At 62.1% G+C, this 25,254-nt stretch carries 21 protein-coding genes and 1 pseudogene; 9 read left to right on the top strand and 13 right to left on the bottom strand.

Annotated features, from left to right (window positions below):
- Positions 1-107: 107 nt before the first annotated feature.
- Positions 108-917, bottom strand: coding sequence for a tRNA cyclic N6-threonylcarbamoyladenosine(37) synthase TcdA (gene tcdA, locus HKK57_RS03890; protein ID WP_169389800.1), 810 nt, complete (start codon positions 915-917; stop codon positions 108-110).
- Between the two features lie 217 nt (positions 918-1,134).
- On the opposite strand from tcdA, the gene HKK57_RS03895 reads away from it, so the two are divergent.
- The 4 genes from HKK57_RS03895 (at position 1,135) to HKK57_RS03910 (ending at position 6,382) form a co-directional block, all read left to right on the top strand.
- Positions 1,135-3,726: a glycosyltransferase gene (locus HKK57_RS03895; protein WP_092233978.1), complete on the top strand. Its 2,592-nt coding sequence runs from the start codon at positions 1,135-1,137 to the stop codon at positions 3,724-3,726.
- A 244-nt stretch (positions 3,727-3,970) separates the two neighbouring features.
- Complete coding sequence (gene dapE, locus HKK57_RS03900; protein WP_029300128.1) at positions 3,971-5,122, top strand: succinyl-diaminopimelate desuccinylase; 1,152 nt, start codon at positions 3,971-3,973, stop codon at positions 5,120-5,122.
- Positions 5,122-5,931 carry a putative RNA methyltransferase gene (locus HKK57_RS03905; RefSeq protein ID WP_029300130.1) on the top strand — a complete coding sequence of 270 codons (810 nt, stop codon included), beginning with the start codon at positions 5,122-5,124 and terminating at the stop codon, positions 5,929-5,931. The genes dapE and HKK57_RS03905 overlap by 1 nt, the downstream gene beginning before the upstream one ends.
- A 73-nt stretch (positions 5,932-6,004) precedes the next feature.
- Positions 6,005-6,382, top strand: a complete 378-nt coding sequence (locus tag HKK57_RS03910; RefSeq protein ID WP_169389801.1) for a hypothetical protein — start codon at positions 6,005-6,007, stop codon at positions 6,380-6,382.
- A gap of 84 nt (positions 6,383-6,466) precedes the next feature.
- On the opposite strand, the gene HKK57_RS03915 is transcribed toward HKK57_RS03910, so the two are convergent.
- Entirely contained in the window at positions 6,467-6,676 is a 210-nt protein-coding gene (locus HKK57_RS03915; RefSeq protein ID WP_003189131.1) for a cold-shock protein, read from the bottom strand.
- A gap of 179 nt (positions 6,677-6,855) precedes the next feature.
- On the opposite strand from HKK57_RS03915, the gene plsB reads away from it, so the two are divergent.
- Genes plsB through HKK57_RS03930 form a run of 3 tightly spaced genes read left to right on the top strand, consistent with a single transcriptional unit; the run spans position 6,856 to position 10,528 of the window.
- Positions 6,856-9,360, top strand: coding sequence for a glycerol-3-phosphate 1-O-acyltransferase PlsB (plsB, locus tag HKK57_RS03920; RefSeq protein WP_169389802.1), 2,505 nt, complete (start codon positions 6,856-6,858; stop codon positions 9,358-9,360).
- Between the two features lie 51 nt (positions 9,361-9,411).
- Positions 9,412-9,816 (top strand): YbaY family lipoprotein, encoded by a 405-nt coding sequence (locus HKK57_RS03925; RefSeq protein WP_029300136.1) that lies wholly within the window; start codon positions 9,412-9,414, stop codon positions 9,814-9,816.
- Between the two features lie 25 nt (positions 9,817-9,841).
- Positions 9,842-10,528, top strand: coding sequence for a DUF4197 domain-containing protein (locus HKK57_RS03930; RefSeq protein ID WP_029300137.1), 687 nt, complete (start codon positions 9,842-9,844; stop codon positions 10,526-10,528).
- A 427-nt stretch (positions 10,529-10,955) separates the two neighbouring features.
- Here HKK57_RS03930 and HKK57_RS03935 read toward each other — a convergent pair whose 3' ends face one another.
- Together HKK57_RS03935 and HKK57_RS03940 are read right to left on the bottom strand one after the other, a co-directional pair.
- Positions 10,956-14,021 carry an efflux RND transporter permease subunit gene (locus HKK57_RS03935; protein ID WP_070995729.1) on the bottom strand — a complete coding sequence of 1,022 codons (3,066 nt, stop codon included), beginning with the start codon at positions 14,019-14,021 and terminating at the stop codon, positions 10,956-10,958.
- A gap of 6 nt (positions 14,022-14,027) precedes the next feature.
- A complete protein-coding gene (locus HKK57_RS03940) occupies positions 14,028-15,131 on the bottom strand; it encodes an efflux RND transporter periplasmic adaptor subunit (RefSeq protein WP_029300140.1) in 1,104 nt (367 codons plus the stop codon).
- 92 nt (positions 15,132-15,223) lie between these two features.
- Here HKK57_RS03940 and HKK57_RS03945 point away from each other — a divergent pair, with 92 nt between their 5' ends.
- The gene (locus HKK57_RS03945; protein ID WP_029300141.1) at positions 15,224-15,859 is read left to right on the top strand and encodes a TetR/AcrR family transcriptional regulator; all 636 of its coding nucleotides are present in this window, start codon (positions 15,224-15,226) and stop codon (positions 15,857-15,859) included.
- Positions 15,860-15,954: 95 nt separating this feature from the next.
- On the opposite strand, the gene HKK57_RS03950 is transcribed toward HKK57_RS03945, so the two are convergent.
- Positions 15,955-16,737 carry a class I SAM-dependent methyltransferase gene (locus HKK57_RS03950; protein WP_029300143.1) on the bottom strand — a complete coding sequence of 261 codons (783 nt, stop codon included), beginning with the start codon at positions 16,735-16,737 and terminating at the stop codon, positions 15,955-15,957.
- Between the two features lie 95 nt (positions 16,738-16,832).
- Here HKK57_RS03950 and HKK57_RS03955 point away from each other — a divergent pair, with 95 nt between their 5' ends.
- Positions 16,833-17,453: an energy transducer TonB gene (locus tag HKK57_RS03955; protein WP_154906475.1), complete on the top strand. Its 621-nt coding sequence runs from the start codon at positions 16,833-16,835 to the stop codon at positions 17,451-17,453.
- Between the two features lie 3 nt (positions 17,454-17,456).
- Here the strand turns inward: HKK57_RS03955 and HKK57_RS03960 are convergent, their stop codons facing one another.
- The 8 genes and pseudogenes from HKK57_RS03960 to ppc all read right to left on the bottom strand — a co-directional run bounded on the left by HKK57_RS03960 (position 17,457) and on the right by ppc (position 25,060).
- The gene (locus tag HKK57_RS03960; protein ID WP_154906476.1) at positions 17,457-18,155 is read right to left on the bottom strand and encodes an extensin-like domain-containing protein; all 699 of its coding nucleotides are present in this window, start codon (positions 18,153-18,155) and stop codon (positions 17,457-17,459) included.
- Between the two features lie 3 nt (positions 18,156-18,158).
- Positions 18,159-18,986 (bottom strand): isocitrate lyase/PEP mutase family protein, encoded by an 828-nt coding sequence (locus tag HKK57_RS03965; protein WP_133714101.1) that lies wholly within the window; start codon positions 18,984-18,986, stop codon positions 18,159-18,161.
- Between the two features lie 25 nt (positions 18,987-19,011).
- Positions 19,012-19,872 carry a DUF72 domain-containing protein gene (locus HKK57_RS03970; RefSeq protein ID WP_029300151.1) on the bottom strand — a complete coding sequence of 287 codons (861 nt, stop codon included), beginning with the start codon at positions 19,870-19,872 and terminating at the stop codon, positions 19,012-19,014.
- On the bottom strand, positions 19,872-20,192 hold the full coding sequence (locus HKK57_RS03975; RefSeq protein WP_029300152.1) for a hypothetical protein: 321 nt from the start codon (positions 20,190-20,192) through the stop codon (positions 19,872-19,874). The genes HKK57_RS03970 and HKK57_RS03975 overlap by 1 nt, the downstream gene beginning before the upstream one ends.
- 396 nt (positions 20,193-20,588) lie before the next feature.
- Positions 20,589-20,678, bottom strand: a pseudogene (locus tag HKK57_RS26860) (outer membrane lipoprotein carrier protein LolA); the annotation flags it as partial.
- An 18-nt stretch (positions 20,679-20,696) separates the two neighbouring features.
- Complete coding sequence (tsaB, locus tag HKK57_RS03980) at positions 20,697-21,383, bottom strand: tRNA (adenosine(37)-N6)-threonylcarbamoyltransferase complex dimerization subunit type 1 TsaB (protein ID WP_029300153.1); 687 nt, start codon at positions 21,381-21,383, stop codon at positions 20,697-20,699.
- 90 nt (positions 21,384-21,473) lie between these two features.
- Positions 21,474-22,121, bottom strand: coding sequence for an adenylate kinase (gene adk, locus HKK57_RS03985; RefSeq protein WP_029300155.1), 648 nt, complete (start codon positions 22,119-22,121; stop codon positions 21,474-21,476).
- Positions 22,122-22,414: 293 nt separating this feature from the next.
- Positions 22,415-25,060 (bottom strand): phosphoenolpyruvate carboxylase, encoded by a 2,646-nt coding sequence (gene ppc / locus HKK57_RS03990; protein WP_029300157.1) that lies wholly within the window; start codon positions 25,058-25,060, stop codon positions 22,415-22,417.
- Between the last annotated feature and the right edge of the window lie 194 nt (positions 25,061-25,254).

Consider the following 25,254-nt stretch of genomic DNA (forward strand, 5'->3'; position numbering starts at 1 on the left):
TAGGAGCGGGCTTGCCCGCGATAGCAGTGGATCAGTGCCAGACGTCTTGCCTGGCACACCGCCATCGCGGGCAAGCCCCACATTTTGTTTATGCCCAGCAGCGAGATTCAGGCGGGTTTGACCCGCTCGGACGGCCTGCGCACTCCGGCCACGATCTTGTCCACGGCCTTGGTCGCCGCCACCATGCCAAAGGTCGCCGTCACCATCATCACCGCGCCAAACCCACCCGCGCAGTCCAGTTTCACGCCATCCCCCACAAAACTCTTCTGCAAGCAGATGCTGCCATCGGGCTTGGGATAACGCAGCTGTTCGGTGGAGAACACGCAAGGCACGCTGTAGTGCCGGGTCACGGTGCGTGAAAAGCCGTAGTCACGACGCAAGGTGGAACGCACTTTCGAGGCCAGTGGGTCGTTGAAGGTGCGGTTCAGGTCGCACACCTGGATCAGCGTCGGGTCAATCTGCCCGCCGGCGCCGCCGGTGGTGATGATCTGGATCTTGCGCCGCTTGCACCAGGCGATCAGCGCCGCCTTGGCGTTGACCGCATCGATGCAGTCAATCACGCAGTCAATGTCAGGCGTGATGTACTCGGCCATGGTGTCGCGGGTCACGAAGTCCGCCACCGCATGCACGGTGCAATCGGGGTTGATCGCACGCAGGCGTTCGGCCATCACTTCGACCTTGGGCTTGCCTACCGTGCTGTCCAGGGCGTGCAACTGACGGTTGCTGTTGCTGACGCACACGTCGTCCAGGTCAAACAGCGAAATCTCGCCCACCCCGCAGCGGGCCATGGCTTCCGCCGCCCACGAGCCTACACCGCCCACGCCGACGATGGCCACATGGGCCGCTTTCAAACGCTCCAGGCCTTCAATGCCATACAAACGGGCGACGCCGGCAAACCGTGGATCTTCTGTGCTCATGACCATTACCCCAAAAACCGGCGCGCATTATGGACTACGCGGCGACAAGTTCGAAGCTTCCAGCTACAAGTAAAGAACTCCGCAGAGGTTTCGCTGACTAAACTCCGGTTTTTCCCAGCTTGCTGTACGCTCATGGAAGGGCCAGTGTAGGATGCGCGCCGTTCGGCGCAGGCCAACACCTCTTTTCGTTCCGCACCCTTTGGAACCCGAAATAGCTATGTCATCGCGTAAATTTGGACTCAACCTGGTGGTAGTGCTGGCGATTGCCGCGCTGTTCACCGGTTTCTGGGCGCTGATCAACCGCCCGGTCACTACTCCCAACTGGCCACAGCAGATCTCCGGGTTTTCGTACTCGCCGTTCCAGCAAGGCCAGTACCCGCAGAAAGACCAGTACCCGACCGACGAACAGATGCGTCAGGACCTTGCGATCATGAGCAAGCTGACGGACAACATCCGTACCTATTCGGTCGACGGCACCCTGGGGGACATCCCCAAGCTGGCGGAAGAATTCGGCCTGCGCGTGACCCTGGGGATCTGGATCAGCCCGGACCTGGAGCGCAACGAGCGTGAGATCCAGCGTGCCATCGAGATCGCCAACACCTCGCGCAGCGTGGTACGTGTGGTGGTCGGCAACGAGGCGATCTTCCGCAAGGAAATCACCGCCGACGAGCTGATTGTGCTGCTGGACCGGGTGCGCGCCGCTGTCAAAGTGCCAGTGACCACCTCAGAGCAGTGGCATATCTGGGAGCACAACCCGCAACTGGGCAAGCATGTCGACCTGATCGCCGCGCACGTCCTGCCGTATTGGGAACATATTCCCATGGCCCAGGCCGGGCAATTCGTCCTCGACCGCGCCAAGGATCTGAAGAAGACCTTCCCGAAAAAGCCGCTGCTGCTGTCGGAAGTCGGCTGGCCGAGCAATGGCCGCATGCGCGGTGGCGCGGACGCGTCACCTGCCGACCAGGCCATTTACCTGCGTACCCTGGTCAACAAACTGAACCGCCAGGGCTACAACTACTTCGTGATCGAAGCCTTCGACCAACCTTGGAAGGCCAGTGACGAAGGCTCGGTGGGCGCCTATTGGGGTGTGTTCAACGCCGCGCGCCAGCAGAAATTCAATTTTGAAGGCCCGGTGGTAGCGATTCCGCAATGGCGGGTGCTGGCCATCGGCTCGGTGGTGCTGGCGCTGCTGTCGCTGACCCTGCTGATGATCGACGGCTCGGCCCTGCGCCAGCGTGGCCGTACCTTCCTGACCTTTATTGCGTTCCTGTGTGGCTCGGTGCTGGTATGGATCGGCTACGACTACAGCCAGCAATACAGCACGTGGTTCAGCCTGACGGTGGGCTTCTTGCTGGCCCTCGGCGCGCTTGGGGTGTTTATTGTGCTGCTGACCGAGGCCCATGAGCTGGCGGAAGCGGTCTGGACCCACAAGCGCCGCCGCGAATTCCTACCGGTGGAAGGTGATTCGGACTACCGCCCGAAAGTGTCGATCCATGTGCCGTGCTACAACGAGCCACCGGAAATGGTCAAACAGACCCTCGACGCCCTGGCCGCCCTCGACTACCCGGACTACGAAGTCCTGATCATCGACAACAACACCAAGGACCCGGCCGTGTGGGAACCGGTGCGCGACTACTGTGAGACGCTGGGCCCGCGCTTCAAGTTCTTCCACGTCGCGCCCCTGGCCGGCTTCAAGGGCGGCGCGCTGAACTACCTGATCCCGCACACCGCCAAGGACGCCGAAGTGATCGCGGTGATCGACTCGGACTACTGCGTGTCGCCCAACTGGCTCAAACACATGGTGCCGCACTTCGCCGACCCGAAAATCGCCGTGGTGCAATCGCCCCAGGATTACCGCGACCAGAACGAAAGCACCTTCAAGAAGCTCTGCTACGCCGAATACAAAGGTTTCTTCCATATCGGCATGGTCACGCGCAACGACCGCGACGCCATCATCCAGCACGGCACCATGACCATGACCCGCCGCTCGGTGCTCGAAGAGCTGGGCTGGGCCGACTGGTGTATCTGTGAAGATGCGGAACTGGGCCTACGGGTGTTCGAGAAAGGTCTGTCGGCTGCCTACTACCACACCAGCTACGGCAAGGGCTTGATGCCCGATACCTTTATCGACTTCAAGAAGCAGCGCTTCCGCTGGGCCTACGGCGCGATCCAGATCATCAAGCGCCACACCGCCAGCCTGTTGCGTGGCAAGGACACGGAACTGACCCGTGGCCAGCGCTACCACTTCCTCGCAGGCTGGCTGCCGTGGGTGGCGGACGGCATGAATATCTTCTTCACCGTCGGTGCCTTGTTGTGGTCGGCGGCGATGATCATTGTGCCGACCCGGGTCGATCCGCCCCTGCTGATCTTCGCAATCCCGCCGTTGGCGCTGTTCGTGTTCAAGGTCGGCAAGATCATCTTCCTCTACCGTCGCGCCGTGGGTGTGAACCTCAAGGATGCGTTCTGCGCGGCCCTGGCCGGGTTGGCGTTGTCCCATACCATCGCCAAGGCGGTGCTGTATGGTTTCTTCACCACCAGTATTCCGTTCTTTCGTACACCGAAAAACGCGGATAACCACGGCTTCTGGGTAGCGATTTCCGAGGCTCGGGAGGAGATGTTCATCATGTTGCTGCTGTGGGGCGCAGCGCTGGGGATTTACCTGGTGCAAGGCCTGCCGAGCAATGACATGCGCTTCTGGGTGGTGATGTTGCTGGTGCAATCGTTGCCGTATGTGGCAGCGTTGATCATGGCGTTCCTCTCGTCACTGCCTAAACCGGCAGCGGTGGTGGAGCCCGCCCCAGCGGCGTAAAAACTTGCGCAATCCACTAAACGGCGGCCTCTGGTCGCCGTTTTGCTATAAGATAACGGCCCTTTTGCAGAGCATGGCCCAGGCCATGCTTTATGGGGGAGCGGGCTTGCCCGCGATAGCGGTCTGTCAGTAACCGATGCACTGACTGATCCGCCGCAATCGCGGGCAAGCCCGCTCCCACATTGGAATCGCGCTGCTGTTGCACATTCGTCCTGCGCCCATAACACGCTTTCGGAGCTTCCCCATGACGGCCCACGCCGACCTTTCGCCGACCCTCCAACTCGCTATCGACCTGATCCGTCGCCCGTCGGTAACGCCTGTCGACGCTGACTGCCAGAAGCTGATGATGCAACGCCTGGGCGACGCCGGCTTTGCGCTTGAGCCGATGCGTATCGAAGATGTGGATAACTTCTGGGCCACCCACGGCAAGCATGAAGGTCCGGTACTGTGCTTCGCCGGCCACACCGACGTGGTCCCGACCGGCCCGGTGCAGGCCTGGCAGAATGATCCGTTCGACGCGCTGATCGACGAACACGGCATGTTGTGCGGGCGTGGCGCAGCCGACATGAAAGGCAGCCTGGCCGCCATGCTGGTAGCGTCCGAACGCTTTGTGAAGGACTACCCGGACCACAAAGGTTCGGTAGCCTTCCTGATCACCAGCGACGAAGAAGGCCCGGCACACCACGGCACCAAAGCGGTGATCGAGCGCCTGGCGGCGCGCAAGGAGCGCCTGGACTGGTGCATCGTTGGCGAGCCGTCGAGCACCACCCTGGTGGGCGACGTGGTCAAGAATGGCCGTCGTGGCTCCCTCGGCGCGACCTTGACCGTGCGCGGTGTGCAAGGCCACGTGGCCTACCCGCACCTGGCTAAGAACCCGATCCACCTGGCCGCCCCGGCGCTGGCGGAACTGGCCGCCGAGCATTGGGATGACGGCAACACCTTCTTCCCGCCGACCAGCTTCCAGATCTCCAACCTCAACTCCGGCACCGGCGCCACCAACGTGATCCCCGGCGACCTGACGGCGGTGTTCAACTTCCGGTTCTCCACCGAGTCCACCGTCGAAGGCCTGCAGCAGCGGGTCGCGGCGATTCTCGACAAACATGGCCTGGACTGGCATGTGGAATGGGCGCTGTCGGGCCTGCCGTTCCTCACCGAACCCGGCGCACTGCTCGATGCGGTGTCTGCCAGCATCAAGGCCATCACCGGGCGCGAGACCAAGGCGTCCACCAGCGGTGGCACGTCCGACGGGCGCTTTATCGCGACCCTCGGTACCCAAGTGGTGGAACTGGGCCCGGTCAACGCGACAATCCATCAGGTCAACGAACGCATCCTGGCCAGCGACCTCGATGTGCTGACCGAAATCTACTACCAGACCCTGATCAAGTTGCTCGCCTGATGCTCGCCTGCCCCATTTGCAGTGCGCCACTCAATGAGGTGGACAATGGCGTGGTGTGCCCCGCCGGACACCGTTTCGACCGGGCCCGCCAGGGTTATCTGAACCTGTTGCCGGTGCAGCACAAGAACAGCCGCGACCCGGGCGATAACCTGGCGATGGTGGAGGCGCGCCGCGACTTCCTCAATGCCGGGCACTACGCGCCGGTGGCCAGGCGCCTGGCGGCACTGGCAGCGGAACGCAAACCCCAGCGCTGGCTGGATATCGGCTGCGGTGAAGGTTATTACACCGCACAAATCGCCGATGCCCTGCTGCGCGCCGATGGTTATGCCCTGGATATCTCCAAGGAAGCGGTCAAGCGCGCGTGCAAGCGCAACCCGACGCTGACTTGGCTGATCGCCAGCATGGCCCGCGTACCGTTGGCCGACGGCAGTTGCCAGTTCCTCGCCAGCGTGTTCAGCCCGCTGGACTGGCAGGAAGCCAAGCGCCTGCTCAGCCCTGGCGGCGGCCTGATGAAAGTCGGCCCGACCCGCGGCCACCTGATGGAGCTGCGCGAGCGTTTGTACGACGAAGTGCGTGAGTACACCGACGACAAGCACTTGGCCCTGGTGCCGGACGGCATGAGCCTGCAACACAGCGAAGTCCTGGAGTTCCAGCTCAGCCTGGCCGAGCCCAAGGACCGCGCCAACCTGCTGGCGATGACGCCCCACGGCTGGCGCGCCAGTGCCGAGCGGCGCGCCCAGGTGATCGAACAGGCCGAACCGCTGCTGGTCACCGTGTCGATGCGCTACGACTATTTCGTGCTTCAATAACCGACTTTTCCGGGCATTTGCGCCCACCCTGAATCCGCGAATGGATTTTCGAATCCCGCAACGAGGAACATCCATGCGCCAACCCGATATCGAGATTTACCTCAAGGACGCCGACGTCGACCACAAGGCTATCGCTGCCTGGCTCGGCGCCGCCCTGGGGCCGTGTACCGACTGGGTACAAAAGGGCCAGACCTACAAGTGCAAGGCCGGCAACGTACCCGTGACCTGGCTGCCCAAGGCCGTGGGCAAATGGAACAGCCTGTACCTGGAAAGCGACCAGACCCCGTGGGCAGACGACATCGCCTGCGCCCGCGCCGCCTTTGCCGCGCTGAACGTTGAAGTGCGCTGCGCGCCGGGGACGTGGGTTGAAGAGGAAGGTGAAGAAAGCGCCGACACCTGGATTCGGATCAGCACCGACGGTGAAGAACAGATCACCTGGAAAACCGCCTGATCCAGCCCGGTCAGTGTGGGAGCTGACTTGTGTGGGAGCTGGCCAGCTCCCACACAAGCCAGCTCCCCCATGCAACAACCCGCGTTACAGGCCCACCACATCCTCCGCCTGCAAGCCCTTCTCGCCGGTCACCACGGCGTATTCCACCTGCTGGCCCTCGGCCAGGGAGCGGTGGCCTTCACCGCGGATGGCGCGGTAGTGCACAAACACATCCTTGCCGTCTTCCCGCTGGATAAAGCCATAGCCCTTGGCGTCGTTGAACCACTTCACATTGCCGGTTTCGCGCGTTGTCATCTATTTGCTCCCACTGGTTTTTATTGTTGAGTCAGTCGCATTGAACTGCCGAGTATAAGACAGGCTCAAAAACGATCAACTCAACTTTACTTCGCCGCTTTTTTGCCGATTTTCGGCGAATACGGCACACTACCCGCCCGAGCGCCTGCTCGGTTTTTTCCACTCAAAGCAGCACACCTATGACCCGCTCCCCGTTCCGCCGTCTGGTATTTGGCACCTTGCGCCGACTGTTGTACCTCTGGGTTCGCTCGGAGACGATCAACCAGTCGTCCCTCACCCTTAACCTGGACCGCAGCCGGCCGGTGTTCTACGTCCTGCAATCGCCCTCCCTGACCGAACTGGCCGTGGTGGATGCCGAGTGCACCAAGGCTGGCTTGCCGCGCCCGGTGCTGCCGGTGTCGGTCGGCCCGTTGATGGAGCCGGCGGCGTTTTTCTACCTCACGCCCGACCCGGACTGGCTCGGCCGCCAGGACAAGCGCGGCGCGCCGCCGACCTTGACGCGCCTGGTCAATACCCTGACCGAGCACGCCGAAGAAAACGCCCAGATCATCCCGGTCAGCGTGTTCTGGGGCCAGTCACCGGCCAGCGAGTCGAGCCCCTGGAAACTGCTGTTCGCCGACAGCTGGGCCGTCACCGGGCGCCTGCGCCGGCTGCTGAGCATCCTGATCCTGGGGCGCAAGACCCGTGTGCAATTCTCTGCGCCAATCAACCTGCGTGAATTGATCGAGCACAATAAAGGTCACGAACGTACGGTGCGCATGGCCCAAAGGATCCTGCGGGTACACTTTCGCAACCTGAAGACGGCGGTGATCGGCCCCGACCTGTCCCACCGGCGCAACCTGGTCAAGGGCCTGGTGAACATGCCGCTGGTACGCCAGGCGATCCTCGACGAAGCCGAGCGCGAGAACATCACGGCCGAAAAAGCCAAGGTCCAGGCCCTGCGCTATGGCAACGAGATCGCCTCGGACTACACCTACACCGCCATCCGCTTCCTGGAAGTGGTGCTGAGCTGGTTCTGGAACAAGATCTACGACGGGATCAAGGTCAACAATATCGAAGGTGTGCAAAAGGTCGCCCAGGGCTACGAAGTGATCTACGTGCCCTGCCACCGCAGCCATATCGACTACCTGCTGCTGTCGTACCTGCTCTTCAAGAATGGCCTGACCCCGCCGCACATCGCCGCCGGGATCAACCTCAATATGCCGGTGATCGGCAGCCTGCTACGCCGTGGCGGGGCGTTTTTCATGCGCCGCACGTTCAAAGGCAACCCGCTGTACACCTCGGTGTTCAACGAGTACCTGCACACCCTGTTCACCAAGGGTTTCCCGGTGGAGTACTTCGTCGAGGGTGGCCGCTCGCGCACCGGGCGCATGCTGCAACCCAAGACCGGGATGCTGGCGATCACCCTGCGCAGTTTCCTGCGCTCTTCGCGCATGCCCATCGTGTTTGTGCCGGTGTATATCGGCTACGAACGGGTGCTGGAAGGCCGCACCTACCTGGGCGAACTGCGCGGCGCGACGAAAAAGAAAGAGTCGATCTTCGATATCTTCAAGGTCATTGGCGCCTTGAAACAGCGTTTTGGCCAGGTGGCGGTCAACTTCGGCGAGCCGATCAAGCTGGCTGAGTTCCTCGACCAGGAGCAACCGGACTGGCGCGCCCAGGACCTGGGGCCGAACTACAAACCGGCCTGGCTCAATGAAACCACCAACCGCCTCGGCGAGCGTGTGGCCCAGCACCTCAATGAGGCCGCTGCGATCAACCCGGTAAACCTGGTGGCGCTGGCGCTGCTTTCAACCAGCCGCCTGGCCCTGGACGACCAGGCCATGGCACGGGTGCTGGACCTGTACCTGGCGCTGCTGCGCCGGGTGCCCTACTCGCCCCATACCACGCTGCCCGAGGGCGACGGCCAGGCGCTGATCAAGCACGTCAAGGACATGAACCTGCTGTCGGAACAGAGCGATGCCCTGGGCAAGATCCTGTATCTGGACGAGCAAAACGCCGTCCTGATGACCTATTACCGCAACAACGTGCTGCATATCTTCGCCCTGCCGGCGCTGCTCGCCAGTTTCTTCCAGAGCAGCTCGCGCATGAACCGCGAACAGATCCTGCGCTACACCCGCGCGCTCTATCCGTACCTGCAATCGGAGTTGTTTATCCGCTGGTCCCTGGACGAGCTGGACGCGGTGGTCGACCAGTGGCTCGAAGCCCTGGTGGAACAAGGCCTGCTGCGCTTTGAAAACAACATCTACCTGCGCCCGGCGCCCAGCTCGCGCAACTTTGTGCTGCTGACCCTGTTGTCCAAGAGCATTGCCCAGACCCTGCAACGCTTCTACATGGCCATTTCCCTGCTGCTCAACAGCGGCCAGAACAGTATCAGCGCCGAAGAACTGGAAGACTTGTGCACGGTCATGGCCCAGCGCTTGTCGATCCTGCATGGCTTGAATGCCCCGGAGTTCTTCGACAAGAGCCTTTTCCGACATTTTATTCAGACGTTGCTCGAGCAAGATGTGCTGCGCCGCGATGAAGCCGGCAAGTTGAGTTACCACGACCTGCTCGGTGAGTTGGCCGAAGGCGCAGCCAAACGGGTATTGCCCGCGGAGATTCGCCTGTCGATCCGCCAGGTGGCGTTGCACCGCAACGACGAAGCGCCAGCCCCAGACACCGAGCCGGACGAAACCCGCTAGATTTACCAAGGCGCCAGGGTGTTTCTGGCGCCGTTGACAAGGAGCTGCACCATGAAAAAGATCATTCTCCTGGGCCTGACCGCCCTGCTGGGAGCCTGCCACTCGATGAATCCTGCCCCTAAGGCCAGCCTTGATGGCGAAGTGTTCTACCTGCAACGCATCGCCCTGCCGCCTACCGCTACCTTGAGCGTCAGCCTGCAGGACGTGTCCCTGGCCGATGCGCCCGCCGTCACCCTCGCCGAGCAAAAAGGCCCGGTCAATGGCAAGCAGGTACCGCTGCCCTTCCACCTGAGCTACGACCCGGCGCAGGTCAAACCTGGCCACAGCTATTCGGTCAGCGCTCGCATCGAGCTGGATGGCAAGCTAATGTTTATCACCACCGAGCGCCATTCGGTGCAGTTGAACGGCCAGGATCCCCAGCCGCTTCGCCTGCGCGTTGACGCCGTTGCCCACTGATCCAGTCGATTAAAAGGAAGCGCCCATGCTCCGTAACTCTCTTCGCCTCAGCGCCCTGTGCGCCGGCCTGCTGCTCGGTGCCAACGCCATGGCCCTGTCCCTTGGTGACCTGTCCCAGGGCGACGCCACGGGTGGCCTCAAGGACGCACTGACCCAAGGCGCGCAGATTGCCGTCAAACAACTGGGAACTCCCGGTGGTTTCAGCAACAACCCCGAGGTCAAGATCGGCTTGCCAGGCAAGCTGGAAAAAGCCGCCGGCGCCCTGAAAATGCTCGGCATGGGCGATCAAATCACCCAACTTGAAGACAGCATGAACAAAGCCGCCGAATCCGCCGTGACCCAGGCCCAGCCGATTCTGGTGAATGCCGTGAAAAACATGAGCGTGACCGATGCCAAGGGCATCCTCAGCGGCGGCCAGGATTCGGCAACCCAGTACCTGGACAAAAGCAGCCGCGAGCAGATCCGCGCCAAGTTCCTGCCGATCGTCAAGCAATCCACAGACAAGGTCGGTGTCGCCCAGCAGTACAACGCGCTCGCCAAGAAGGCCCCGATGGGCTTGCTCGGTGGCAAGGCCGACAGCGTCGAAAACTATGTGACGGAACAAGCGCTGGACGGTTTGTTCAAGATGATTGCCCAGCAGGAAGAAAGCATTCGCCAGAACCCGGCAGCCGCCGCGACCAGCCTGGCCAAGAAAGTCTTCGGCGCCCTCTAGGGCACCTCGTTCACCCCGCTGTACAACAAAAAACGCCCCGAATAATCGGGGCGTTTTTGTTACTGGGCCGCCTCTGGACAGGCCTGAAACTCAGGCCCCTTCCCTTCAGTGACCGTAGGTTATTTTCCCTTCAAACCTCATGGTGTTACCGCAAGGCTTGGCGTGGCATGGGTCGGGTTTGGCATGGCATGGCGGTTTCGACGCGGATTGGCCGTCCCCACCACAGACCATCGACTTGAGTCCAAGCATCGAAAAAGGGTTAAAAAGTATCGGGAGTCCTAAAATCATAGATCGGTCCTCATGGCTCAATGAAGCCTTCTCCAGGCAAACAATCGCTGCACGGAGAAGGCACCTGCATCCCAGGTTTGCCCTGAGTGGCAGGTGCGCCAGAAACAGTTCCCGCACCTTGTAGCCGATTGACCTAGCCTTACGCCGACTTCGGCTTGACCCGGAACCACGCCGCATACAGTGCCGGCAAAAACAGCAGGGTCAACGCCGTCGCCACAATCAGCCCACCCATGATCGCCACCGCCATCGGCCCGAAGAACACGCTGCGCGACAGCGGGATCATCGCCAGCACCGCCGCCAGCGCCGTCAACACAATCGGCCGGAAACGCCGCACGGTGGCCTCGATAATTGCCTGCCATGGATCCAGGCCGGCCTTGATGTCCTGCTCGATCTGATCCACCAGGATCACCGAGTTGCGCATGATCATCCCGGACAGCGCGATAGTCCCCAGCATGGCCACGAAGCCGAACGGCTGGCGGAATACCAGCAGGAACAGCGTCACACCGATCAGCCCCAGCGGCGCAGTCAGGAACACCATGGCCGTGCGCGAAAAGCTGCGCAGTTGCAGCATCAGCAAGGTCAGCACGACCACAATGAACAGCGGCACACCGGCCTTCACCGAATTCTGCCCTCGGGCGGAATCCTCGACGGTGCCGCCTACGTCCAACAGATAACCGTCCGGCAGTTCGGAGCGTACCTCGGCCAGGGTCGGCAGGATCTGCTGGACCAGGGTCGCGGGTTGCTCCTTGCCGTAGATATCCGCGCGCACCGTCACCGTCGGCAGGCGATTGCGGTGCCAGATGATGCCCTCCTCGAAGCCATACTCCAGGGTGGCGATCTGCGACAGCGCCACGCTGGTACCGTTGTCGGTCGGTACTGCCAGGCTCGGCAACAGCGACAGCTCGGTGCGCTCGTGCACGGTGCCGCGCAGGAGGATCTCGATCAACTCGTTGTCCTCCCGGTATTGGCTGACGCTGGAACCGGTCAGGGAACTCTGGAGGAATTTCGACAGGTTGGCGGTGCTCACACCCAAAGCGCGGGCGCGATCCTGGTCGACATTGAGGTAGACGATCTTGCTCGGCTCTTCCCAATCCAGGTGCACGTTGACCACGTGGGTATTCTCGCGCACCTTGGCCGCGACCTTGCGCGCCAGGGCCCGCACTTCTTCGATGTGCTCGCCGGTCACACGAAACTGCACCGGATAACCAACCGGTGGGCCGTTCTCCAGGCGCGTGACCCGCGAGCGCAGGTCGGGGAATTGCTCGTTGAGGGTCTCGATCAACCAGGTGCGCAGGCTTTCGCGCTCCTCGATGGTCTTGGCCAACACCACGAACTGGGCAAAGCTGGCCGCCGGCAGTTGCTGGTCCAACGGCAGGTAGAAGCGCGGTGACCCGGTGCCGACATAGGCCACGTAATTGTCGATCCCTGCGTGTTCCTTGAGCAAAGCTTCGAGGCGCTTGACCTGATCGGCGGTGTTGCTCAGGGAAGCACCTTCCGCCAGTTTCAGGTCGACCATCAGCTCCAGGCGCCCGGACGCCGGGAAGAACTGTTGTGGGACAAAGCGGAACAGTGCCACCGAGCCGATAAACAGCAGCACCGTCAGCACGATCACGGTTTTGCGGCGGCGCACGCACCACTCCACCCAGCGTCGTACACGCTGATAGAACGGCGTGCCGTAGGGATCCGGGCCATCGGTGCCGTGCTTGGCGGCATGAATCTTCGCCAGATCCGGCAGGAGTTTCTCCCCCAGATAGGGCACAAACACCACGGCAGCCACCCATGAGGCCAGCAGCGCAATGGTCACTACCTGGAAGATCGACCGGGTGTACTCGCCGGTGCTCGATTGCGCGGTGGCTATCGGCAGGAAGCCGGCCGCAGTGATCAACGTACCGGTCAGCATCGGAAACGCCGTACTGGTCCAGGCGAAACTGGCGGCTTTGAGGCGGTCGTAGCCCTGCTCCATTTTGATCGCCATCATTTCCACGGCAATGATCGCGTCGTCCACCAACAAGCCCAGGGCCAGGACCAAGGCGCCCAAAGAAATCTTGTGCAGGCCGATCCCCAGGTAATACATGCAGGCAAAGGTCATCGCCAACACCAGCGGAATCGCCAGTGCCACCACCATGCCGGTGCGCACGCCAAGGGAGAAAAAGCTCACCAGCAACACAATCGCCAACGCTTCGGCCAGCACCTGGACGAATTCGCCCACGCTGGTCTTCACTGCCGCTGGTTGATCCGACACCTTGCGCAGTTCCATGCCGGCCGGAAGGTTCTTCTGCAGGCGTGCGAACTCACCTTCCAAAGCCTTGCCCAGCACCAGGATGTCACCGCCATCGCGCATGGCCACGGCCAGGCCGATGGCGTCGTCCCCCATATAACGCATACGCGGCGCGGGCGGGTCATTGAAGCCACGGTGAATTTCGGCCACATCGCCAATGCGGAAGGTGCGATCACCCACGCGGATCGGGAAATTACGGATTTCTTCGACCGTCTTGAAGTTACCCGACACCCGCAGTTGCACACGCTCGCTCGGGGTTTCAAAGAAGCCGGCAGTAGACACCGCGTTCTGCTCCTGCAATGCCTGCTGCACTGCCGCCAGGGGCAGGCCGAGGGTGGCGAGCTTGAGGTTGGACAACTCGATCCAGATCTTCTCGTCCTGCAATCCCAGCAGCTCGACCTTGCCCACATCCGGTACCCGTTGCAGCTGGATCTGGATGCGGTCGGCGTAGTCCTTGAGCACCGCGTAGTCAAAACCCTCGCCGGTCAGGGCGTAGATGTTGCCAAAGGTGGTGCCGAATTCATCGTTGAAGAACGGGCCCTGGATATCCGGTGGCAGGGTCTGGCGGATATCGCTGATCTTCTTGCGTACCTGGTACCAGAGGTCGGGAATCTGCGCCGAGTGCATCGAGTCCCGCGCGATAAACGTGACCTGGGATTCGCCGGGGCGGGAGAACGAGACAATGCGCTCGTACTCGCCGGTCTCCATCAGTTTCTTTTCAATACGCTCGGTGACCTGACGCGAGACTTCCTGGGCCGTGGCGCCTGGCCAGTTGGTCTTGATCACCATGGCTTTGAAGGTGAACGGCGGGTCTTCGCTTTGCCCTAGCTTGGTGTAGGACAACGTACCGACAACCGCCAGCAACAACATCAGGAACAGCACGATCTGGCGATTACGCAACGCCCATTCGGAAAGATTGAAACCCATCGGGGACTACTCCTTGTTGGCCGCCAGATTCACCACCCGGTTGGAGCGATCCACCGGGCGTACTTGCTGGCCCTCATGGAGCACATGGACACCGGCGGCAATCACCCAGTCGGAAGGGTTCAGGCCTTCGAGCACCGGGACGCTTTTTTCGCCAAAGGCACCAATCCGCACCGCTGTGCGCTTGAGGGTGTTATCCGGCTTGACCAACCAGACGTAGGACGCGCCGTTCTCTGCGCTGAGGGCAGATAGCGGGACCGACAGCGGGACCACGCCGTCAGCCTGAATAAATACCCGTGCACTCTGCCCCAGCTCGGCTGGCACTTTGCCGGCGTTGAAGGCCACGCGGGCGGCGAAGGTGCGCGACTTGGGGTCCGCCGCCGGTGACAGCTCGCGAATGCGCCCGTCAAAACGCTGGTCGGGCTGGCTCCACAATTCCACGGAGACCGGCTGGCCAACCTTGAAGCGGCCGAAGCTTTGCTCCGGGAAGCTGATCAATACTTCACGCTCGCCATCAGTGGCCAAGGTGAACACGGTCTGCCCGGCAGCTACCACTTGCCCGACTTCCACCGCACGCTTGGCCACCACGCCGTCCTGGGGCGCGCGCAGCACGGCATAGCCGGCCTGGTTGTTGGCCACGTCGAATTCGGCCTTGATCTGTTGCAGGCGTGCGAGACCTGAGCGGTAGAGGTTTTCGGAATTGTCGTACTGGGAGCGGCTGACCATCTGACGGTCCATCAGGGTCTTGTAGCGATCCCGCTCGGCCCGCACCAGGCTCAGATTGGCTTCAGCCGCCGTAACCTGGGCGCGGGTGGCCTGCAGTTGCAGGCGCACATCCTGGGGGTCGAGCTCTGCCAGCGGCTGGTTGGCCTTGACGCGCTCGCCCTCCTCCACCAGCCGTCGGCTGACTTTGCCCCCAATGCGAAAGGCCAGGTCAGGCTCATAACGGGCGCGAACCTCGCCAGGATAGCTGTCCATCGCCAGCGCCGAAGGCTGTGGCTGCACCACCATGGCCGGGCGGACGGTGGTTTGGGCCGCTTCTTCATGGCCACAGCCAGCCAACAAGAAAGCCAGGCTGACAGGCAACGCGAGGGGCAGGAAAATGCTGCGCATGCTGAAGGACCTTTCGCAAATGGTGCTAGGAATAATTATACTGGCCGGTATGTTATTAATACCAAACTCACCAGTCCAGTATTAAAGTGAAAATGTCCGACAATCCTGTAAACACCAATAGCCCCGGGCGTCCCAAGGACATGGCAAAACGCCAGGCAATCCTCGACGCGGCAAAAGTCCTGTTTTTGAGCAACGGTTACGCAAGCACCAGCATGGATGCGGTCGCCCTAGAGGCTGGCGTGTCGAAACTTACGGTCTACAGCCACTTCACCGACAAAGAAACGCTGTTCACCGCCGCCGTCGAAGCCAAGTGCGAAGCCCAGTTGCCGGTGATGTATTTCGAATTGCCCGACGGCGTGCCGGTGGAGAAGGTGCTGCTGAACATCGCCCGAGGCTTTCATCTGCTGATCAACAGCGAGGAGTCGGTGAACCTGCACCGGTTGATGATGACGTCGGGCAATCAGGATCCGAAGCTGTCACAGATCTTCTTCGAAGCCGGCCCCATGCGGATGCTGCAGGGGATGGAGCGCTTGCTGGGCAAGATCAACCAGAGCGGTGCATTGAGCATCGACAAGCCGTTTACCGCCGCCGAGCACTTCTTTTGCCTGCTAAAGGGCACGGCGAATTTCTGCTTGCTGTATGGCTGCGGTGAACGCTTGAGCGAAGCGGCCGCCGAGGAGCATGTGCAGGAAGTGGTGGGGTTGTTTATGCGGGCGTATCGACCTTAAACAGTCGTTGATCGATCTGACGCCATCGCCGGCAAGCCGGCTCCTACAAGGTGATTGCGTTTATTGTAGGAGCCGGCTTGCCGGCGATGAGGCCCTCAGGCCTTGAGCGCTTTTTTAGGGTAAATATCGTACCGGCTGGATTTGCCGTCCAGCGCGTGGCTCGGCTTGGGCCCGTCAATGCACGGCGCCTTGCGCGGGCGCTTGACCACCACCCGGTGGCTGGCCAGGGCCAAGGCCGCCGCCAGCAACGCCGGGGCATCCGGATCGTCGCCCACCAGCGGGCGAAACAGGCGCATTTCTTTCTTCACCAGGGCGGTTTTCTCACGATGGGGAAACATCGGGTCCAGATAGATGACCTGCGGCGGCTCACCTTCCCAATTGCGCATCACCTCAATGGAGTTGCCCTTGAGCAAGGTCATTCGCGCGACAATCGGCGCTACTTCAAAATCATCAGCACCGCGCGCCAGGCCATCTTCGAGCAAGGCACCAATCAACGGTTGCCGCTCGATCAGGCTCATCTCACAGCCCAGGCTGGCCAATACGAACGCGTCCTTGCCCAGGCCGGCCGTGGCATCCAGCACCCGGGGCCGCACACCCTGGGACACGCCAACCGCCTTGGCAATCATCTGCCCGCTGCCACCGCCGTAGAGCCGGCGATGGGCCGCGCCGCCCTCGACAAAATCCACCCGCACCGGGCCAGGCGCATCAGGCCCCAGCTGTTGCAGTTGCAGGCCATGCTCACCCACTTGCAGGGCAAAATCGGCGTCTGCCAACTGCAAAGGCAGGCCAAGCTGCTCGGCCCACTGCTGGGCGCGGGCCTGGAAACCGTCGGCCAAGGCCTCGACCCGAATGCGGCTGGCCGCGGGTTGTTCGCTCATCGTTTACTACGCTCAAAAATATTAAGGATCGGCAGAAAGCGGCCGATAAAAAAGGATCAGGCATTTTGCCAGACCCTGAGCGTCGACCGAGAGAAATGTCAGACATTCATTCCCTATTCACCGGTGTACTGCCGACCCACAACCACTTCGGCCTGCGCAATACCCAAGCGCTGGCCGGCGTCAGTCATGTGTGGCAGGACTTCTTCGCCCGGGCGTTGGCCGAGCAACTTGGCCAGGAGCCAGGTGCGCAGGTGGCCGCAGATCCGGTGCCGGTGGATGCCTCAGTCGAACCCAGCGCCGGCAGCGACCTGCTGACGCAAATCGTTACCCAGCGTCACTGCGATGTACAGGACACCGAGATCGCCCCGCCTGAGCCGCTGTTCCTGCCGATTGCCGAGTTCGAACTGGAGCTGCTGCCCCCGGCGGCGGTGCCGTTCCCGGAGGATGAAATCGTCGCCCAGCAGCGCCAGCAGAATTTCGAAAATGGCTGGGTACGGCCGATCGTCCTGACCGCCGGCCAGCCACTGCCCGAGCCAGGCCCGGCGCCGCAACCCAAGCCGTTGTTCCTGCCGATCGCCGAATTCGAACTGGACCTGCTGCCACCGGCAGCCGAACCTTACCCCGAAGAAGAACGGGTGCAGCAGCAAAAGGCTCTGGACTTCGATTGCGGCTGGGCGCGCCCACTGATCCTCAACAACCTGCGCCTGGCGGCCTGACCTTTAGCGGCACACCCACCAACGGCCCATATCCAGATGGAAATGGTTGCGATGGGCGGCGTTGTAGTCCGGGCTCAAGACCACGTTGAAATCGTTGCATGCACTGTCGCGCACCTGGCGCAGAAAGCCCGCGCTGGCCCCCTCCCCTGGCCAATCCTTCAATACATTGATACTGCGCCCGTCCGCCAGGCGGAACCCGGCGATGTCCAGGGCATTGGCCGAAGCATGCTGGCTGAGCTGCCCTTGCTCACGCCCATACATATTGCGACAGGCAAAACTGCCCAAGTGATCGACCCGCGTCACCGCCTGGCCAAACACTGCCTGGGCGGCCGGCTGCAAGCTGTGGCGCTCGAACAGGGCAAACGCCACCGCCAACGGGCAACTGGCGAGAAAACTGCTACTCAACCCCACCTCCGCACCCTGTACCCGCAGGACGTTGCGCAATGGGCACGCCGCATCCACCGGGCTGTCCGCTTGATGGCTGACCCGCAGCCCGGAGGTTTTCAGCACCAGGTCGCACAGCGCGGGATCATCCTGCAAACGCCCGAGCTTGAACCGCGTCAGCACGTTGGGAGCCGCCTGCACGTCCAGCGGCGCCCAGGGGTTCCACTCGGCCGGCACCAGCACCCAGCCGCGCCAGATGCCCACGAGTAGGCCGCCGGCGAGTAGCAGCAACACCCCCAACACTTTGAAAAAAGCCACGACTCAACCCTTGAACAACTGATTGGCCTGGCTGAACGGCATCGAGCGCTCGGTAAAAGTGAAGGTTCCCAGTTCCTGAACTTCCCGCGCGGCCCTGAAGAACTCCCCATAGGCCGCCAGGGCCATGGCCGAGCCGACGCTAATGCGCCTGACGCCCATCTCGCTCAGTTGCGCCACCGAGAGCTTGAGGCCACCTGACATCAACACATTCACCGGCTTTGGCGCCACCGCCCGCACCACCGCCAGTACTTCCTCAGCACTGCGCAGTCCCGGCGCATACAGCACGTCGGCGCCCGCTTCGGCGTAGGCTTGCAAACGGCGAATAGTGTCGGGCAGATCCAGGCGACCATGTAGGAGGTTTTCCGCACGGGCCGTCAGCATGAAGGGGAATGGCAAGCTGCGTGCCGCAGCGACGGCAGCCTCGATGCGTTCAACAGACAGATCAAAGGGGTAGATCGGGTCGACCGCAATCCCGGTAGCGTCTTCGATAGAACCGCCGACGATGCCGGTAGCGGCAGCGCGCAGTAGGCTCTGGGCACAACCTTGAGGCGTATCGCTGAAGCCGTTTTCCAGGTCCGCCGCCACCGGCAGCGCGGTGGCCTGGACGATCATCCCAGCGTTGCCCAGGGTATCTTCCAACGACAGCGCGCCTTCGGCATCAGGGCGCCCAAGACTGAAGGCAAACCCCGCGCTGGTGGTGGCCAAGGCTTCAAAGCCAAGGCTGGCGAGCATCTTGGCGGAGCCGGCGTCCCACGGATTGGGCATGACGAACGCACGATCACGCTCGTGCAGGGCTTTAAAGGATTCGGCGCGAAGGGTTTGGGCATCCATGACTGACTCCAGGCACAAAAGAACCCTAGAGTAACCCCAGTTGCTCCACCGCGGGTTCCCGATGCAACTGCGCCAATGCAGGCAACCCCGGCAAGCGCGCCATCAATTGCTGATGAAAGCGCATGGCCAGTTGGGCCGCCAGGCGGTTGTCCGACGTGTGCAGGAACACGTAGGGCGTGCGCCCTTCTTCGATCCAGCCAGCGACTTTTTCCACCCACGGCACCAGGAATGGGTCGTTGGCTTCCAGCTCCGGGTGGCCGATAAAACGCACCTGGGGAAACTGGGTCAAGGCCGCGGGCCGGGGTGGGACCTTGGGCTTTTTCGATTGGGCGTGGAGCACCGCCGCCGAGGTTGACGTGCAACTGAACAGCGCCCGCGGGTCGAGGCAGATGCGCTCGACACCACGGTCACGCAGCAGGCGGTTGAGGCTGCGCTCGGCGTCGCCCTTGGCGAAGAACTCACGGTGCCGCACTTCGACCGCCAACGGGCGCTCCAGGCCGTCGATAAAGCCTGCCAGTTCACCCAGGCGCTGCGGGGTGAAGCTGGCGGGCAGTTGCAACCACAGTGGCGAAACCCGCTCACCCAGCGGGCTCATCAAGCCGAGGAAGCTTTCGGCGGCGGGCAACTGTTCGCGCAGGTCAGCGCTGTGGCTGATATCCCCGGGGAATTTGGCGGTAAAGCGAAAGTGCGCGGGCATGATCTCGGCCCAACGTTGCACTGTAGCGACTGAGGGCCGCGCGTAGAACGTGGTGTTGCCCTCGCAGGCGTTGAACACCTGGCAATACAGCCCAAGAAAATCCGTGGCGCGGGCGTCTTGCGGATACAGGTACTCGCGCCAGGCGTTTTCGCTCCAGGACGGGCAACCGAGAAAATAAGGCAACAGCATCAGATGTGGATATCGAGACCCAGCACTTCCATATCCCATTCGACAAAGCCGGCAGTGGTCAGGTAGCTGGCCAGGGCCGTGGCGACGTTCTTGCTCATGGATCGCGGGAAGATCATGTCTTGCTGGCGGGCCGGAACGCCGCCAATCCGCGCGCCACTGGCACCTTGGGAGCGGGCCGAAACCGCCGCACCCTGGGATGTTTCGGGCTGGACTTCAATAAAATCGGGGGATTCTTCGACGGACTCGTCTACCTTCACGTTCGCCTTGCGAGGCTTGCGCTTGAGGGGGTAGGACTGGGAGGAGAAACCGTCTATACGCATGCATGCAGATCCGTGATCAATGATGGCAATTTAGCGGCACTTTCCTTGGCGCGCAAATGCTCTGGTGATAACTAGAACACATAAACGGGTAAAGGTTTAAACCCCGGGGCAAATTCTGACGATTGGCGATGCACTCCCCTGTAGGAGCGAGCTTGTTCGCGGAAAACCTGAGGGCAACGCGGGGAGTCAGGTTACCCGGGTTATCGTTAACGACCTTCGCGAGCAAGCTCGCTCCTACAAAATACCGGCAGGCGTCCAACCCCGCCCACTGTAGGAGCGAGCTTGCTCGCGAAAAACCTGAGGGCAACGCGGGGAGTCAGGTTACCCGGGTTATCGTTAACGACCTTCGCGAGCAAGCTCGCTCCTACAAAATACCGGCAGGCGTCCAACCCCGCCCACTGTAGGAGCGAGCTTGCTCGCGAAAAACCTCAGGGCAATGCGGGGAGTCAGGTTCACAGCGTTATCGTTAACGACCTTCGCGAGCAAGCTCGCTCCTACATGGGGTCAGGATTGTTGGCGTTCGGCCTTGGTCTGCGCCACTTTATCGCGCAGGTAAACCGGCGCGGCTTGATCGGCGGGGACTGCCTCGCCGCGCTCCCAGGCAAAACGCGCCAGGGTCAGCAGGTCTTCGGCATGGGGCAGCATCGCGGCATCCTGGCCGACCGTGGGCACGGCGATACGCTCGCCATACCCCCACCCCGTACCGGCGCCAAACCAGTCACCGCTGGCATCCGCCGGCAAGGCAGCGGCCTCGGGCGGCTGCACGGCTTCGACACCGACCAGGCGCATCTCACCACCGGTTTCGCGGTAGCAGCCCCAATAGACTTCATCCATCCGCGCATCAATGGCTGCCGCGACCTGCGACGCGCCATGCTCACGCAGGGCACGCTGTGCCAGCACTGCCAGGTTGGACACCGGCAACACCGGCCGCTCCAGGGCGAACGCCAGGCCCTGCACCACACCAATGGCGATACGCACACCGGTGAACGCACCCGGGCCACGGCCAAAAGCGATGGCGTCCACCGCCGACAAGGTGGTGCCGGCATCGAGCAATAACTGCTTGATCATCGGCAGCAGCTTTTGCGCGTGCAAGCGGGGGATCACCTCATAGTGGCTCGTGACCTTGCCGTCATGCAGCAGGGCAACGGAGCAAGCTTCAGTCGCGGTGTCCAGGGCCAGCAGGGTGCTCATCGGTGTGGGTGTCCAAATCGAAAAAAAGTGCGCCAGTATAAACAACAACGGCCCGCAAGCGGGCCGTTGAACATCAAGCCGATCGTCAGATCAGTTCAGCGCTTGCAGCACCTTGGCGGTGATGGCTTCAACCGAACCAACGCCTGGGATGTGGCTGTATTTCGGCTTGCCCTGGGCAGCCGACAGCTTCTGGTAGAACTCCACCAGCGGCTTGGTCTGGGAGTGGTAGACCGACAGGCGATGACGCACGGTTTCTTCGGTATCGTCTTTGCGCTGTACCAGGTCGTCACCGGTTACATCATCCTTGCCAGCCACTTTTGGCGGGTTGTAGACGATGTGGTAGACGCGGCCCGACGCTTCGTGAACGCGGCGACCGGCGATACGCTGGACGATCTCTTCATCTTCAACGGCGATTTCGACCACGGCGTCCAGTTCAACGCCCGCCTTCACCAGGGCTTCGGCCTGGGGAATGGTGCGTGGGAAACCGTCGAACAGGAAACCGTTCTTGCAGTCTTCCTGGCTGATGCGTTCCTTGACCAGGTTGATGATCAGGTCATCGGAGACCAGGCCACCGCTGTCCATCACGCTCTTGGCGATCAGGCCCAGCTCGGTGCCGGCCTTGACGGCAGCGCGCAGCATGTCGCCAGTGGAGATTTGTGGAATGCCGAACTTTTCAGTGATGAACTTTGCCTGAGTACCTTTACCGGCCCCGGGAGCTCCCAGCAGAATGACGCGCATCGATGTGCTCCTCAATTTTTTATAGAGATGACGCTCGGATTCGCCGCGTGGGGCCAATCTCGTAGAATATGCTCGTAAAAATACGAATCCAGGCCGCCCAAACGGCCAAAGGCTGATCAAGATACACAGCGAGCCCTAACCACACAAGCCGCCAAAAGTCGGAAGAACCCGCACCACACAAGCCTTTTGGTCGCGGTATCCCTTGGTGCAACCCCGACACAAAACCGCCGGCAGAGCCCTTTCGGGTCAACCGGCGGTTTTGTGTGCAAGCCCTTGAGAACACGTCAGAAATGTCAGCCGGTATTACGCAGCCCGGCGGCAATACCGGCCACGGACACCAGCAGCGCCTGTTCCAGAGGGCTGTCCTGTGTCGCTTCCTGCTGGCGGGACCGGGCCAGCAGTTCGGCCTGCAACAGGTGCAACGGGTCGAGGTAGGTGTTGCGCAGGCGGATGAACTCCAGGGTGTCGGGACTGTGCGCCAGCAACTGCGATTGCCCGGTCAGGCCAAGCACCACCGCGCACGCCTGCGACAATAGGTCGCGTAAATGCGCCCCCAGTGGCAGCAGGTCAGGCTGCACCAGACGCTCGTCATACAGGCGGGCGATATCGGCGTCGGCCTTGGCCAGGACCATTTCCAGCATGTCGATACGAGTGCGGAAGAACGGCCACTGCTCGCGCATCTGCCCCAGTAACTCGCCTTCGCCACGCTCCAGGGCCTTGCTCAAGGCCGCTTCCCAACCCAGCCAGGCCGGCAGCATCAGGCGGGTCTGGGTCCAACCGAAAATCCACGGGATCGCCCGCAGGCTTTCGATGCCTCCCGCACGGCGCTTGGCCGGGCGACTGCCCAGGGGCAAGCGACCCAGTTCCTGTTCGGGCGTGGACTGGCGGAAGTACTCGACGAACTGCGGATTTTCCCGCACCACGGCGCGATAGGCGCTGACGCCATCGGCCGCCAACTCATCCATCAAATGCCGCCAGGCGGGCTCCGGTGGCGGCGGTGGCAACAAGGTCGCCTCCAGCACCGCAGCCAGGTACAGATTGAGGTTCTGCTCGGCGATATCCGGCAAGCCGAACTTGAAGCGAATCATCTCGCCTTGCTCGGTGGTACGAAAACGCCCGGCGACCGAACCCGGCGGCTGCGACAGAATCGCCGCGTGGGCCGGGCCGCCGCCACGGCCAACGGTGCCACCGCGCCCATGGAACAACAACAGTTCCACCTGCTGCTCGCGGCAGATATCCACCAGGCGCTCCTGGGCCCGGTACTGGGCCCAGGCGGCAGCGGTGGTGCCAGCGTCCTTGGCCGAGTCCGAATAGCCGATCATCACTTCCTGCGGGCCTTGCAACCGCGCGCGGTAGCCGGGCAACAGCAACAGGCGTTCGATCACCGGGCCGGCGTTGTCCAGGTCGGCCAGGGTCTCGAACAACGGCACCACGCGCATCGGCCGCTGCACCCCGGACTCCTTGAGCAGCAACTGCACCGCCAACACATCGGATGCCGCGCCCGCCATGGAGATGACGTAGGAACCGAGGGACGCCGCCGGCGCAGCGGCAATTTCCTTACAGGTATTGAGCACTTCGGCGGTGTCGGCCGAAGGCTTGAAGTAGCCTGGCAACAAGGGGCGACGGTTGGCCAGCTCCTTCATCAGGAAGGTGATGCGCGCATCTTCGTCCCAGTCTTCATAGCGGCCCAGGCCCAGGTAGTCGGTGATCTCGGTCATCGCCGCCGAATGCCGGCTGGAGTCCTGGCGCACGTCCAGGCGTACCAGGAACAGGCCAAACGTTACCGCACGGCGCAAGCAATCAAGCAGCGGGCCGTCGGCAATCACCCCCATGCCGCAGGCGTGCAGGGACTGATAGCACAACTCCAGCGGCTCCAGCAGGTCGCGGTTGTTTTGCAATACATCGGCCGGCGCCGGGGTGCTGCTGGTCAACGCCGCATGCGCCCAATTGCGTGTGGCGCGCAGGCGTTCGCGCAGTTGCTTGAGCAAGGCCCGGTAAGGCTCGACGCTGTCACCGACCTTGGCCTGCAACTCAGGGCTGGCCTGCTGCATCGACAGTTCGGATGCCAGGTGATCGATATCGCGCAAGTACAGGTCCGCAGCCATCCAGCGCGCCAGCAACAGCACTTCGCGGGTCACGGGTGCCGTTACGTTGGGGTTGCCGTCGCGGTCACCGCCCATCCACGAGGCAAAGCGGATCGGTGCCGCCTCCAAGGGCAGGCGCAGGCCGGTGGCGGCGTGCAAGGCTTGATCGGCTTTGCGCAGGTAGTTGGGGATGGCATGCCACAGCGAATGCTCGATCACCGCGAATCCCCACTTGGCCTCGTCCACCGGAGTGGGCCGGGTGCGGCGGATTTCTTCGGTGTGCCAGGCTTCGGCGATCAGCCGTTGCAAACGTTGGCGAATCTGCTCGCGCTCAGCGCTGGTCAGGTCACGGTGATCCTGCAAGGCCAATTGTGCGGCGATAGCGTCGTATTTCTGGATCAGCGTGCGGCGCGCAACCTCGGTCGGGTGGGCGGTGAGCACCAGCTCGATTTCCAGGCGCGCCAACTGCCGGGCCAGGGATTCGCTGCTATGGCCTTCACGCTGCAAGCGCGCCAGCAACTCGGGCAGTACCCGCGATTCGAACGGGGCCGGCTGTGATTCATCGCGCCGGTGAATCAGTTGATACTGCTCGGCGATATTGGCCAGGTTGAGGAACTGGTTGAACGCACGCGCCACCGGCAGCAACTCGTCTTCTTGCAACTGGTTGAGGCTGGCACTCAGCTCTTCGCCGGCCGCCGCCTCCGTGGCGCCACCTCGGCGATCGGCCTTGGCGCCTTTGCGAATCTGCTCGATCTTGTCGAGGAACTCATCACCGTACTGCTCTCGAATCGTGTTGCCCAGCAGCTCACCCAGCAGGTGAACATCTTCACGCAAACGTGCATCGATATCGCTCATCAGCCAATCTCCAGCCAGGAATCCGGGACGCTTTGATCTGCAAGAGTGCCGATCAAGGCGCGGTCTTACAAGCGATGTTCGGCAGCGACGCGCCTACAACTTTGTGGGTTGCAGCTAGTCTCAAGGGTACGTCGTGGCGTTATCCACGCCGCGACCGGTCACTCATCACCGCCCGCTACCCTGGGCATAACTGA

The sequence above is a fragment of the Pseudomonas sp. ADAK21 genome (assembly GCF_012935735.1).
Lineage (GTDB): Bacteria > Pseudomonadota > Gammaproteobacteria > Pseudomonadales > Pseudomonadaceae > Aquipseudomonas > Aquipseudomonas proteolytica.